This window comes from Actinoplanes sichuanensis (assembly GCF_033097365.1).
GTDB lineage: Bacteria > Actinomycetota > Actinomycetes > Mycobacteriales > Micromonosporaceae > Actinoplanes > Actinoplanes sichuanensis.
In genome coordinates this window covers 4,402,625-4,414,917 of record NZ_AP028461.1, presented here as the reverse complement: position 1 = coordinate 4,414,917, position 12,293 = coordinate 4,402,625, and the positions used below count along the sequence as shown (strand labels likewise).

15 protein-coding genes are annotated in these 12,293 nt (G+C 68.8%); 5 read left to right on the top strand and 10 right to left on the bottom strand.

The genetic code is table 11. The features are described 5' to 3' along the window. Nucleotides 1-58 precede the first annotated feature (58 nt). The gene (locus Q0Z83_RS20290; RefSeq protein ID WP_317795530.1) at nt 59-1,102 is read right to left on the bottom strand and encodes a fatty acid desaturase family protein; all 1,044 of its coding nucleotides are present in this window, start codon (nt 1,100-1,102) and stop codon (nt 59-61) included. A 115-nt stretch (nt 1,103-1,217) separates the two neighbouring features. Here Q0Z83_RS20290 and Q0Z83_RS20285 point away from each other — a divergent pair, with 115 nt between their 5' ends. Genes Q0Z83_RS20285 through Q0Z83_RS20275 form a run of 3 tightly spaced genes read left to right on the top strand, consistent with a single transcriptional unit; the run spans nt 1,218 to nt 3,105 of the window. Beyond that, a complete protein-coding gene (locus Q0Z83_RS20285) occupies nt 1,218-2,171 on the top strand; it encodes a sensor histidine kinase (protein WP_317795529.1) in 954 nt (317 codons plus the stop codon). A gap of 2 nt (nt 2,172-2,173) precedes the next feature. Further along, on the top strand, nt 2,174-2,482 hold the full coding sequence (locus tag Q0Z83_RS20280; RefSeq protein ID WP_317795528.1) for a sensor histidine kinase: 309 nt from the start codon (nt 2,174-2,176) through the stop codon (nt 2,480-2,482). Continuing rightward, nucleotides 2,470-3,105: a response regulator transcription factor gene (locus Q0Z83_RS20275; RefSeq protein ID WP_317795527.1), complete on the top strand. Its 636-nt coding sequence runs from the start codon at nt 2,470-2,472 to the stop codon at nt 3,103-3,105. The genes Q0Z83_RS20280 and Q0Z83_RS20275 overlap by 13 nt, the downstream gene beginning before the upstream one ends. Before the next feature lie 14 nt (nt 3,106-3,119). Here Q0Z83_RS20275 and Q0Z83_RS20270 read toward each other — a convergent pair whose 3' ends face one another. After that, the gene (locus tag Q0Z83_RS20270) at nt 3,120-4,766 is read right to left on the bottom strand and encodes a Na+/H+ antiporter (RefSeq protein WP_317795526.1); all 1,647 of its coding nucleotides are present in this window, start codon (nt 4,764-4,766) and stop codon (nt 3,120-3,122) included. Nucleotides 4,767-5,041: 275 nt separating this feature from the next. Here Q0Z83_RS20270 and Q0Z83_RS20265 point away from each other — a divergent pair, with 275 nt between their 5' ends. Beyond that, nucleotides 5,042-5,245 carry a cold-shock protein gene (locus Q0Z83_RS20265; protein ID WP_317795525.1) on the top strand — a complete coding sequence of 68 codons (204 nt, stop codon included), beginning with the start codon at nt 5,042-5,044 and terminating at the stop codon, nt 5,243-5,245. Between the two features lie 466 nt (nt 5,246-5,711). Here Q0Z83_RS20265 and Q0Z83_RS20260 read toward each other — a convergent pair whose 3' ends face one another. The 3 genes from Q0Z83_RS20260 to Q0Z83_RS20250 all read right to left on the bottom strand — a co-directional run bounded on the left by Q0Z83_RS20260 (nt 5,712) and on the right by Q0Z83_RS20250 (nt 7,079). Further along, entirely contained in the window at nt 5,712-5,876 is a 165-nt protein-coding gene (locus Q0Z83_RS20260; RefSeq protein ID WP_317795524.1) for a hypothetical protein, read from the bottom strand. 76 nt (nt 5,877-5,952) lie between these two features. Further along, complete coding sequence (locus tag Q0Z83_RS20255; protein WP_317795523.1) at nt 5,953-6,165, bottom strand: hypothetical protein; 213 nt, start codon at nt 6,163-6,165, stop codon at nt 5,953-5,955. Beyond that, nucleotides 6,162-7,079 carry a cation diffusion facilitator family transporter gene (locus Q0Z83_RS20250; protein WP_317795522.1) on the bottom strand — a complete coding sequence of 306 codons (918 nt, stop codon included), beginning with the start codon at nt 7,077-7,079 and terminating at the stop codon, nt 6,162-6,164. Before Q0Z83_RS20250 ends, Q0Z83_RS20255 begins: the two co-directional genes overlap by 4 nt. A gap of 241 nt (nt 7,080-7,320) precedes the next feature. Here Q0Z83_RS20250 and rpmF point away from each other — a divergent pair, with 241 nt between their 5' ends. Further along, on the top strand, nt 7,321-7,497 hold the full coding sequence (gene rpmF / locus Q0Z83_RS20245; protein WP_317795521.1) for a 50S ribosomal protein L32: 177 nt from the start codon (nt 7,321-7,323) through the stop codon (nt 7,495-7,497). 125 nt (nt 7,498-7,622) lie between these two features. On the opposite strand, the gene Q0Z83_RS20240 is transcribed toward rpmF, so the two are convergent. The 5 genes from Q0Z83_RS20240 to Q0Z83_RS20220 all read right to left on the bottom strand — a co-directional run bounded on the left by Q0Z83_RS20240 (nt 7,623) and on the right by Q0Z83_RS20220 (nt 12,105). Then, a complete protein-coding gene (locus tag Q0Z83_RS20240) occupies nt 7,623-8,549 on the bottom strand; it encodes a GTP-binding protein (RefSeq protein WP_317795520.1) in 927 nt (308 codons plus the stop codon). Continuing rightward, nucleotides 8,533-9,771: a GTP-binding protein gene (locus tag Q0Z83_RS20235; protein ID WP_317795519.1), complete on the bottom strand. Its 1,239-nt coding sequence runs from the start codon at nt 9,769-9,771 to the stop codon at nt 8,533-8,535. The genes Q0Z83_RS20240 and Q0Z83_RS20235 overlap by 17 nt, the downstream gene beginning before the upstream one ends. 165 nt (nt 9,772-9,936) lie before the next feature. Continuing rightward, nucleotides 9,937-10,197 carry a type B 50S ribosomal protein L31 gene (locus Q0Z83_RS20230; protein WP_317795518.1) on the bottom strand — a complete coding sequence of 87 codons (261 nt, stop codon included), beginning with the start codon at nt 10,195-10,197 and terminating at the stop codon, nt 9,937-9,939. Nucleotides 10,198-10,333: 136 nt separating this feature from the next. After that, nucleotides 10,334-10,753, bottom strand: coding sequence for a hypothetical protein (locus Q0Z83_RS20225; protein WP_317795517.1), 420 nt, complete (start codon nt 10,751-10,753; stop codon nt 10,334-10,336). A gap of 185 nt (nt 10,754-10,938) precedes the next feature. Next, complete coding sequence (locus Q0Z83_RS20220; protein WP_317795516.1) at nt 10,939-12,105, bottom strand: S8 family peptidase; 1,167 nt, start codon at nt 12,103-12,105, stop codon at nt 10,939-10,941. Nucleotides 12,106-12,293: the final 188 nt, after the last annotated feature.

The following is a 12,293-nucleotide window of genomic DNA, read 5'->3' as shown; positions in this document are numbered from 1 at the left end:
AAATGCCGGAGCGGCCGAACTGCTGAAGGCCTCGTACCGGCGAGGTCCTGACCGCCCGTCACCGGCCGGTTCGTGCCGCGTGCTCGGCACGCGCAGGTGCCCCCACCTCGTGCAGGTATCGCAGTGCCTGCCGGTATGACGTGGTGAGGCTGGTCTGCTCGTACGGTACGCCGATCTGGGCGCAGTAGGCCTCGACGATGGGCTGGGCCTTGCGGAGGTTGGGCGCCGGCATGCCGGGGAACAGATGGTGCTCGATCTGATAGTTCAGGCCGCCCAGCGCCGCGTCGGTGAATCGGCCACCACGGACGTTGCGGGAGGTCAGCACCTGTTTGCGCAGGAAGTCCTCGTCGCCGACCGGGTGTGGCATGCCCTTGTGGTTGGGCGCGAAGGTCATACCGAGATAGAGGCCGAACAGCGCCTGGTGCAGGAGAAGAAAGCCGAGGGCCGGCAGAGGCGGCAGGACGACCAGCAGTACGCAGAGGTAGCCGACGGCATGCAGGAGCAACAGCGTGCTCTCGAGGCGCGGGCGTTTCACGATTCCGCTGCGCAGGGCCTTGATGCTGGAGATCTTCAGATCGACGGCGAGCAGGGTGAGCAGCGGGAAGAACAGCGCGGCCTGGTGCCGGGTGACGAACCCTTTGAGCCCTTGCCGCCCCAACGCTGACTCGGTGGCCCAGATGAGCACCTCAGGGGCCACGTCGGGGTCGAGGTCGTCGTGATTGGGATTGTTGTGGTGCCGGGTGTGCTTCTCCATCCACCAGCCGTAGCTCATCCCGATGCCGACGTTGCCGGCGATGCGGCCGGCGATCTCCCCCGGCCGCTTCGTGCGGAACACCTGCCGGTGAGCGAGGTCGTGGGCCAGCAGCCCCACCTGGGTGAACGTGATGGCCAGGAACGCCGCCGTCACGATCTGCCACCAGGACGAGCCGATCAGGAAGAACGCGGTCCACCCGCCGAGGAACATGAGTGTGACGACGCTGATCCGGGCGACGTAATAAACGGCCCGGCGCTCCATGAGTCCTTCCGCGTTGATGCGGCGAGCCAGGGCGGCGAAGTCACTGCCGGTCGACGCCGTCCGCGGCGCCGATGTCAGAGTTGTCATATGTCCATCCAACCGCTCGGGACGCGCATCGTCAGGAGCGCTAGGACCCTCGTCCTGGTGGTGCTAGCACCACCACCGCAGTCGACACCGACGGGAGGCCGTGGAGTTCGTGGGAATGCGCGTTGACGTTGCGGGTCTGGGCCGTGGTGCCCGGCGGGGCGTGCGCAGCGTCCTGGACGCCGTGGCGGCGGTCGGCCTGGCGCTGACCAATATTCCGCTGCTGGCCGTCGCGGTCGTGGCATTGGTGTTGACGCCGGTGCCGTATCTCGGGCTGGCTCTGGTCCCGTGGACCATGACGCTGGTCCGCAAACGTACCGACATGGAGCGCCGCCGTGCGTCGCAGACCGGTGTGCTGGTCACCTGTCCCTATCATCCGCTGCCGGAACGTGCCGTCACCGACGGCTGGGAACGGTTCCGGTGGACGGTGACGGATCCGGCAACGTGGCGTGACCTGGCCTGGCTGGCGCCCGGAGCCGTCGTCGGGCTGATTCTCGGAGCGGTCGGTGTACTGGTGCCGTTGTACGGGCTTCTGGGCCTGACGCTGACGCCGTCGTGGATCTGGCTCGGCACCGGCTGGTACGGCTACGGCGCGGTCTGGTCCGTCGACACGTTCCTCGCCGGTCTGCTGTCCGTGCCGCAGGGCGTGATCATCCTCGCCGTCGGGCTGTGGGTGGCGCCGTGGCTGCGCCGCGTCGACGCGCTGTTCGCCCGGCTCCTGCTCGCGCCCACCAGGGCGGCCGAGCTTCGGCTGCGCGTCACCCAGCTGACCGCCACGCGCGCCGGCACGGTCGACGCCCAGGCGGCGGAGCTGCGCCGCATCGAACGAGACCTCCACGACGGCGCGCAGGCCCGTCTCGCCTCGCTGAGCATGATGATCGGCCTGGCCGACAATCTCATCGACCGTGACCCGGCCGAGGCTCACAAGATGCTCGCCGAGGCTCGGGTATCCACCGGGCGGCGTTGGCCGAGCTGCGTGACCTCGTCCGTGGTATTCACCCGCCGGTGTTGGCCGAGCGCGGGCTCGACGGCGCGGTCCGGGCGCTGGCGCTCAGCCTGCCGATTCCGATAACCGTGGACGTCGATCTGCCGGCGCGGCCTGATCTGCCGCTGGAGTCCGCCGCCTACTTCGCTGTCGCCGAAGCGCTGACCAACGTCATCCGGCACAGCCGTGCCCACCACGGGTCGGTGTTCTCCCGGCACGCGGCCGGTCTGCTGACGATGGTCGTCACCGACGACGGCAGAGGCGGCGCCGACCCGACCGCCGGCACCGGACTGCGCGGTATCGAACGCCGCCTCGCCGCCTTCGACGGCACGCTCGTGCTGTCGAGCCCACCCGGAGGCCCGACCATCATCACCATGGAGCTGCCGTGCGCGTTGTGATCGCCGAGGACCACGCCCTGCTCCGGGACGGCTTGACGCGGCTGCTGGGCGCCTTCGACTTCGACGTCGTCGCGGTTGTCGACAACGGCCCCGCACTGCTGCCCGCCCTGCTCGAGCATCGGCCCGACGTGGCAGTCCTCGACGTACGCCTCCCGCCCACCTTCACCGACGAAGGTCTGCAAGCAGCCATCGCCGCCCGCACCCGGCTGCCGGGACTGCCGGTTCTCATGCTGTCGCAGCACGTGGAGCCACTGTACGCACGGGAGTTGCTCAGCACCCCGCACGGCGGCGTCGGGTACCTGCTCAAGGACCGGGTCGCCGACGTCAGCGATTTCGTCGACGCCGTCCACCGGGTGGCCGGCGGCGGCACCGCCATGGACCCGGAGGTGATCTCACAACTGGTCGCCCGCCGGGAGCCGCTGGCGGTGCTCACCGCCCGGGAACGGGAAGTACTCGGCGAGATGGCTCAGGGCCGGTCCAACGCCGCGATCGCCACCAATCTGGGCATCACGGAGAAGGCCGTGAGCAAGCACATCAACAACATGTTGACCAAGCTCGACATGCCTCCCTCCGACGACGACAACCGCCGGGTGCTGGCAGTGCTGGCCTACCTGAACGGCTGACGGCGTGGGCCGATTCACCGGCGGGCCGGCCGATCCGGCAGCAGCCGTTCCTCGAGATCCAGTTCACGTTCCAGCACCCGTAGACCCACGTCGGACAACCGTCCGGCATCACGCCAGCGCAGGCACTCCTCCCGCTGGGCGTCGATGGCCACCCGGCGTACGTGCAGGGCGGCCTCGTACTGCGGCGAGATCGGCGGAATCGCCGAGTCGTTGTCGCGCAACAGGGAGAGCCGGTCCTGGTAGCGGCTCAGCCGGGCCCGCAGCTGCTCGCGCATCGTCTCGATCACCTGCCCGCTGATGTCGTCGTGTTCCTGCTCCTCCAGCTCGTCGAGCGCGGTCAGGGCGGCATCGACCGATGCCGCCCGCGCCTCGTTGCGCAGAACAGCCTGGTCGTTGTCGTCCGCGCGAAGCCCCAGCGCCCGCACCATCGGGGCGAACGTCAAGCCCTGCCCGACCAGGGTGACGAGCACTACCACGACCGTGCAGAACAGCAGCAGGTCCCGAGTGGGGAACCGGTCTCCGGTCTCGGTGACCAGCGGCAGAGTGAAGATCGCCGCGAGACTGATCACGCCCCGCGTACCGGCCCAGCTGAGAACCACGACCTCCCGGCCGGTCCATCTCACGGACGTCCTCTCGTCCGGTCCGCCCCGGTTCCAACGGGTGTGCAGCGCTCCGGGCACCAGCAGGGTGAACATCAGCCACAGTGGCCGTAGCAGCAGGGTGACGCCCACGGTGATCGCGACCGCGACGACCACGGCGGCGGCGTCGTATCCCGCCAGCCCTCGGATGACCTCGGGCAGTTGCTGGCCGATCAACAGGAACACGAAGCCCTCGAGCAGGAAGTCGACCAGCCGCCAGACCGCATTGGTCTGCAGCCGCCCCGCCCCGGACGCCGACCGCGGCGTGTGGTGCCCCACGATCAGTCCCGCCACGACCACGGCGAGCACCCCGGAGACGTGTATCACCTCACCGAGCAGGTAGGCGGCGAACGGTATGGCCAGTGACACGGCGTTCGCGAGCATCGGATCGCCGCTGAGCGGCCTGGACAGCAGACGCACTCCGAAAGCGATCAGTGCGCCCACGGCCACTCCGCCCACGGCGGCGAGCAAGAATTGGCTGAGGGCGGCCGGCGCTGAGAACCCGTCTCCGGTGGCCGCGGCGACCGCGACGCTCAGGATGGTGAGCGCGGTGGCGTCGTTGAGCAGCCCTTCACCCTGGATCAGGGTGATGATCCGGGGTGGAAGCCCTACCTTGCGGCCGACGGCGAGTGCGGCGACCGGGTCGGGTGGCGCTACCGCCGCGCCGACCGCGATGCCGGCCGCCAGGGTCGCGCCGGTGACGAACCATGCGAAACCCAGGCCGATCATCAGTGCGGTGAGCAGAACCAGCATCACCGAGAGGCTGACCACGGTACGCAGATTGCGGCGGATGGCGATCATCGACGAGTCCAGGGCGGCGCTGTACAGCAGCGGTGGCAGAACGAACGCCAGGACGATGTCCGGGGCGAGGGGGATTTTCGGCCCTGGTAGGAGGGCGTACCCGATGCCGATGAGTGGTAACAGCGCGGCAGCGGGCAGCCCGGTCCGGCCGGCCACCCACCGCACCACCGCGACCACCGCGACAGCGGCCAAGACAAAGGTCAACACCGGCTCGACATCCACCGTCTCATCCTTGCGGATAGGCCCACGTCGGCCGCAAAAACCGGTGCCGGGAGCGCCAAGCCGGAACGGGTGGCAGAATTTCGGCTCGGAGCCGAATTTCCGTGCTACGGTTACGTCGTTGCAGTTTTGATTTCCGTAGACGTTTTCGGCGCCTGATGGGTTATCTGAAGCCCGCCAGGCGTTTTCGTTTTCCGTGCCGGTTCGGCGCGGGTGATCAACGCGGCGGCGTGAGAGTCCGCACAGTGCGGACTCCGACAGCTTGCTAAGGAAAAGACATGGTTACAGGTACCGTGAAGTGGTTCAACGGCGACAAGGGTTTCGGCTTCATCACCCAGGATGAGGGTGGCCCCGACGTGTTCGCCCACTTCTCGGCGATCTCGGCGAGCGGCTTCCGCAGCCTCGACGAGAACCAGCGGGTGGAGTTCGACATCACGCAGGGCCAGAAGGGCCCGCAGGCCGAGAACATCCGCGCCATCTGACCTCAAATCACCACCGACGGCGGCTCGACTGGTTCAGCGAGCCGCCGTCGGCATTTTCCGAACCTGTAAATCGCGGCCGGGCTTCGATAAGAAGTGCCGTTCGAGAAAGGCCCCCTATGGCGACGATCACCAATGTGCCGTACCCGCCCATTTCATGCTCCCTTTCTGATCTCTCGCGTTTCCGTCGCCCGGCTCCGGTCACCCCCGTCGGAAGCCTGACACCGTTCCTGGCTCCATCCGTTGCGGAGGATCCGACACTCGAGGTTCGGGTCTCGGACCGTGATCAGCAGGCGATGCATCGGCTGCGCCATCCGTTCGCCTCACTGTAGACACGGCTACCGGCCGGGTCCATGCGATGACAGCCGATCGGTGGTCCCGTCGCGGGTAAAGGACGGGTGTCGTCGTTGTGGCATCCGGAGTCGGCATGCCGGACCACGGCCACCAGGGCATCGACGCTGGTTTCTGCCTACTTCGAGTTCGACGCAACGGTGCCTCGCCAATGCGGGGCGCCGTCCTCACGGAAGCTTCCGATGAACCCGTCGTCGAAGAGCAGCAGGCCTGCAGCCGCGAGCGCCGATCCGACGCCGCAGACGGTCGCGAACATGCCGTTGCGGGGACGTTCAGTGACCATGACTGTTCCAGCAGCCGCAACTGGTCGATGAGGGCGTGGACGGTACTGTGATCTCCAGGGACAACCATCGCCTGCGTCAGTGTCGGTTGAGTGCCGGCCGATCGGTAGGCCAGCGTAGGTACAGGACAGCGGTGTCGTCGTTGTGGCGGCCGGCGTCGGCGTGCTGGATTTCGGCGAGCAGGGCGTCGACCCCGTGCGCCTGCTCGGCGAGTTCGTGGCCGCGCGGCGTCGAGGTGTGCGCCGACGGACCGTTCCGGGCTCTCGGCCGGAAGCCGGGCGCCGCATTCACCAGCTGGTCGGTGTGCAGTGGCCTTGTTCCCCGGCCGGTTCCAGCTGGAGCGTGGCATGGTCGATGTGGAAACCCTCGTGCAAAGCCTCCCGGGCCGTCGAGAGAACCGTGCTCAGCTCGGCTCTCGGGTCCAGGCTCAGGTGTGCCGACGCCACATCCATGCCCTCGGTGAGCGTCCAGACGTGCAGATTGTGGACGTCACGGACACCCGGCACGGCTGCCAGCCGCTCCCGGACCTCGGCCATGTCCACATGCTCCGGCGCGGCCTGTACCAGGATGCGGATCGCTGATCGGCCCAATGCGAAGGTTCGGGGCAGGATCATCAGGGCGACCAGGACGGCGACGATGGGATCCGCGTACGTCCAGCCGGTGACGCCGATGATCACCGCTGCCAGGATCACCCCGGCGGAGCCGATGAGGTCTCCGAGCACTTCCAGATACGCGCCCCGTACGCCGATGTTCTCCCGGGCTCCGGACCGTAGGAGGGCGAAGGCGGCGAGATTCGCGACGAGTCCGCCGACCGCGACCAGCAGCATCCACCCGGCCGGTACGTGCGGTGGGTCGGTGAACCGGCGTGCCGCCTGCACCAGCACGAAGCCGGCGACTCCGGTGAGCAGGGCGGCGTTGGCCAGCGCCGCGAGCACCTCCAGCCGATAGAGGCCGTAGGTGCGCCCGGAGTCGGTGCCGGCCCGGCGTGCGGCCGTGATCGCCGTCAACGTCATCGCGATCGCCAGCACGTCGGTGAACATGTGGCCTGCGTCGGAGAGCAGGGCGAGTGATCCGGTGGTCACCGCGGCGGCCGTCTCGGCGAGCATGAAGACCGTCAGAAGGACGGCCACGCTCCAGAGGCGGCGCTGATGTTCGCCGCTGTTGTCGAAGAAGGCATGAGTCCCGTGGTTGTGTCCGGCTCCCATGTGCCCAGCTTTCCGCCGTCGGCGGGGCCGGCGCCGAACTATGCAGACATTGCCACCGTTCCGCCTACCACACATAGGTGCGAATTGTCCGTTCCGTCGACGTGGACGCCGCCTTGCGTGGCGGTGGTTCACGCGGGACCGGCCGTATATATAATGAAAACCGTTATCGTTAAGCGGTTTATGGGGGCCGGCGTGAAGCACGGCTTCCTGACCGCGACCAACCTCCTCGAAGGAGTCGCACATGGCTGTCCCCAAGCGGCGGACCTCACGCAGCAACACCCGCCATCGCCGTTCGAACTGGAAGGCCGCGCCGATCGACCTGGTGCCCCTCCACGTCGGTGGCGTCGTCTATCAGGTTCCCCGTCGTCTCGTTCGTGCGGTCGAGCGCGGATACATCGACCTGAGCACCTTGCACTGAGTCGTCGCCGAGGCCGGCTCGGCCACTGCCGCGACGCGCTCACCGACGGTGGGTGCGTCGCAGCAGCGGCGGGTCGACGCCTGCGCACTGCTCAGCGAAGCGCTGTTGCCTGCGGGCGCGGCCGATCAGACGTCCGCCGCCACCGAGGGGTAGGCCCGCCGGAACGGGTCCGGCAGGGTGCGCCAGTGCCGCTCGCCGCGCGACAGCTCGTCGTCGGTGAGCAGGCAACCGTCGAGAAGACGATGGAGGCGCACCGGGTCCAGGTCGATGCCGGTGAAGGACAGATGATGGTGCCGGTCGCCGTAGTACGGGTCCCAGTCCAGGGCCGCGGCCAACCGGCGTTCGGCGTCGACTTCGTCCCAGTGCTCGGCGGGCAGCTGGTCCAGCCAGCCACTGTGCGGCCCGATGCCGAGGTCGCCCGCCGACTCCCAGATCATGACCAGGTCGGGGCGGCTGGCGAGCCAGAAGTGCCCGCGTGAGCGGAGCACGCCGGCGGTGATGTCGTCGAGTGCGTCGTGCAGTCGGCCGGGATGCAGCGGGCGGCGGGCCCGGAAGATGCAGGCGCTCACCCCGTGCGCGGGCAGTGGCTCGTGGACGCCGACAGCGTGTCCGCGCAGCCCGCGGCAGGTCGCCTCGACCGGCTCCGTGCTGCCGGTGACCGAGGTCAGCGAGTCGCCGGGAAGCGGGTGCGCGGCCCACGGCGCGAGCCGGCGCAGCAGCACCCGTAGCTGCTCGGTCTCCCAGTCGTCGTCGAGGTCTCCGGTCAACAGGACGGCGTCGGCCTGTTCGATCTGCCGGGCGATCAGATCACCGATCCCGCGCTCGTCGGCGTCGTCGCGGTGCAGTCCCACGTCCCGCAACGACCGTTCGTCGGTCAGGCCGTCGAGCAGCAGGTCGGCGGGTACGACCGTGACGACGGGCGGGTTCGGCCGGCCCGCGGTGCGGATCTGATCCGGCTCGGCCGTCTCCGGCAGTACGGCGAATCGGCCCGCCACCTCGGCGACGGCGTGCGGCCAGAACCCGCAGAACACCATGTCAGTGCTGGTGGACATGGGGTTGCACCTCGTCGAGAGACCATGCGGGGAACGGGTCCGGCCAGGTGCGCCAGACGTCCTCGCCCGCGGCCAGTTCCTCGGCGGTCAGCAGGCAGCCGAGCAGGCCTTCGTGCAGCTCGTCGGTGGGCAGTCGGACGCCGATGAAGACCAGTTCCTGCCGACGGTCGCCGAAGGTCGGATGCCAGTGCTGCTCCAGGTCGGCGCGTTCGTCCTCGTCGGCGGGCCATTCACCGGACACGGCGACCGGCACGCCGGCGGGGTCGCAGCGGCCGTGGGGACCCGCCTGCGACCACAACCCGATCATGCCGGGACGGGTGGCGAGCCAGAGGAAACCCTTGGAGCGCAGTACGCCGTACCCGGTGACCGCGTGATCGAGGAAATCCCACAGTCGCTGCGGATGAAAGGGCTCGGGGGCGCGGAACAGCAGGCTGTCGATGCCGTACTCGATGGTTTCGGGGATGTGTTCGCCGTTGAGTTCGGCGACCCAGCCGGGTGCCGTCTCGGCGGCGTCCATGTCGAAGCTGCCGGTGTCGAGCAGGTCGGTGGGGGAGACCCGGCCGAACGTCGAGCGGATCTGCCGGGCGCGCGGGTTGAGTCGGGTCACCAGTGCCTGCACTTGGGCGAGTTCACCGGCGGTGACCAGGTCGGTCTTGTTGATCACGACGACGTCGGCGAATTCCAGCTGATCGACGAGCAGATCCGCGATCGTACGATCGTCGTCCTCGAAGGCCGCCAGGCCGCGCCCCTCGAGGGTCTCCCCGGCGTTGATCTGCGCGATGAGGTGCGGTGCGTCGACGACGGTGACCATGGTGTCGAGCCGGGCGATGTCGGCCAGCACCCGGTCGTGCTCGTCGATGCCGAACGCGAACGTGGCGGCGACTGGCAGCGGTTCGGAGATGCCGCTGGACTCGATGAGCAGGTAGTCGAAGCGGCCCTGCCGGGCGAGGTCGGCCACCTCGCCGAGCAGGTCGTCGCGCAGTGTGCAGCAGATGCAGCCGTTGGTCATCTCGATGAGGCGTTCCTCGGTGCGCGACAGGGTTCCGCCGTCGCGTACCAGGGCTCCGTCGATGTTGATCTCGCTCATGTCGTTGACGATGACCGCGACGCGCAGTCCGTCGCGGTTGGCGAGCACGTGGTTGAGCAGGGTGGTCTTGCCGGCGCCGAGGAATCCGGACAGGACGGTGACCGGCAGGCGTGCGGGTGTGGTCGTGGCGCTCATCGCTGTCCGTTGCGGGGGTGGAGTCGTCGGGTGTCGGTGTGCGAGGTGTGCCGCTTCGCGACTGCCATGTGGAGGTCCTTCTTCTGCCGGAACTGAGAGCTGATCCGCATTTTGGAAACGGTTTTCATTGTAAAGTGAGGGATGCCCCATGCCCGGGCGTGTAGATCAGAGCCGGCGGTCGGCCTTGCGGGCGTACTTGGCGCGGAACCTCTCCACCCGGCCGGCGGTGTCGAGCAGCCGCTTCCGGCCCGTCCAGAACGGGTGGCTGGCTGCGGAGATCTCCACGTCGATCACCGGGTAGGTGTTGCCGTCCTCCCATTCGACGGTCTTGTCGCTGGTGGCGGTGGACCGGGTGAGGAAGGCGAAGCCCGCGCTGCGGTCGCGGTAGACGACGGGGTGGTAGTCGGGGTGGATGCCGGGTTTCACGGTGGGTTCTCCTCGGTGGTGATGTCGTCGGTCGGCGGGCGACGCCAGGCGTCGAAGGCGTCGGCGAGTTGGGGGTCGGTGGGCAGGCGGCCGTGGAGCGGTTCGGTGATGGCGGTGTGGTCGAGGTGCAGGCCGATCAGGGCGTGAAGGGTGTGCCGGTCACCTGGATCGACCAGGGCTCGAGCCGGTGGACCGGGGTGCCGACGCGGTTGAGCTCCAGGGCGTCGACGACGGTGGCGTAGGAGTCGAGTCGGATCGCGGCGGTGACCGGGGTGGCGTCGACGATGCAGTGCTCGGAGGCGGGCTCCACGGCGAGGCGTATCGGGGTGGGCGGCACGTCCTCGCGCGGGGTGCAGGAGGCGCGGCCGTGCGCCGGCTCGGTGGTGGCGTCCTCGATCAGCTCGGCGGCCGAGTGCCGCAGCACACCGTCGCGGATGGCGGTGAGGTCGTGCCGGTTCGCGAGCGGCAGCGCTTGGGCGATCGCATGGACGGCGTCGGGGGAGAGGCTGGGCGGCACGGTGACGGGCAGGGTGTCGGTGATCGGGTTCGCGCTCACACCAACATCTTGTTGGAAACGGTTTTCATTGTAAAGTCGTCGGGGTGCCGGATCCCGCGCTGTATGGCGGGATCCGGCACCTCACCTACCTGTGCAGACGACTTCGGAAAGCGACACCGACGCGGAACCGCCCGCACCGCACGACCGAACCGGCCCGCGGTTCGCCGGGCGACGGCTCCGGCGGACTACGGGGCCTGGACCAGGCCCACCCCGCGGTCGGCCGGGTCGACACCCGGCGCGAAGGCGTTCGTCGTCGCGTTGGACAGCAGCTTGGCGACCACCGCGGCGCGAGTCGTGGTGGCGGGCACCGCGGTGGTGAGGATCTGCTCCCACCACAGTGCGGCGATGCCGGCGACGTGCGGTGCGGCCATACTCGTGCCGTTGTGGCTGATCAGGCCGCCGCCGAGCCGGGCGGAGATGACGCCGACACCGGGGGCGCTGATGTTCGCGAACGTGTTGGAGAAGGGGGCGACCTGCAGGGCCCTGGCCGGTTGCTGCAGGGCGGCCACCGAGATCACGCCGTCCGCAGCGGCCGGCATCTCGACGCCGATCTCGAAGTTCGGATTCACCTGCCGGCGGCTGGCGTTTCCGGCCGCCGCGACGATCACGCTGCCGTTCTCGAACACCTCGCGGCTGCGGATCATCGCCATCAACGCGTCGAAGGCCCGCACGTTCGCCCGATACGCCTGCAGTGCGGCCGAGGTCGCCAGATCCGCCGGCATGCCGGCTTCCACCTGCCGCCGTACGAAACCGGGAAGGTCGATCCCGATCGACATCGAGATGACGTGGGCGCTCTGCTCGACCGCCGCCCAGTGGAGGCCGCTGAGGATCGCGTCGGTGCTGCCGCTGCCGTCGTCGCCCAGGACCTTGCCGATGAGCGCCCTGGTGACCCCGCGCGCCACGCCGATCCGGGTGTCGTCGACGTCGCGTCCGAAGATCGTGCCCGCGCAGTGGGTGCCGTGGCCTTCCTTGTCGCCGTTGCCGGACCCGGTGAAGTCCTTCTGCACCAGCGTGACCCCGCTGAACGCCTGGTGCCCGGTGTCGATCCCGGTGTCCAGGACACACACCGTGACCCCCGCGCCGGTGCGGGCCGAGACGTCGGCGCCGACCGCCTTGACGCCCCAGGTCGGGCCGGCCGCGGCGGCTTCCGGCTGGGCGCCCTCCACGTCCACCGGCCGGATCAGTGTGATCGGCATGACCGGCGCGATGGCCCGCACCTGCGGATCGCGAGCGAGTGTGCGGACGTCCTGCTTGTCCAGCGACTCGACCTCGATCCTGGCGCTGCTGGGCACGGCGCCCTCCCGCTCGGAGATCTCGGCCTCGAACGGGCCCGCCATGTTCTGTCGGCTCATATCGCGCAAGATCGTGTATTTAGCCATGACTTGTCCTCGCCTGTTTTCGGATACGACTGGGCAATCCCGGAATCGGGTTAGTTGCTACAAAAGGTACAAAAGGTTCGACTGGTCTGTGTCGGCGGGGCGAGGTCGAGACCCGTTAGGGGCCGGCGTCGACGGGCCCCGGGCGTACCGGCTCATCACGA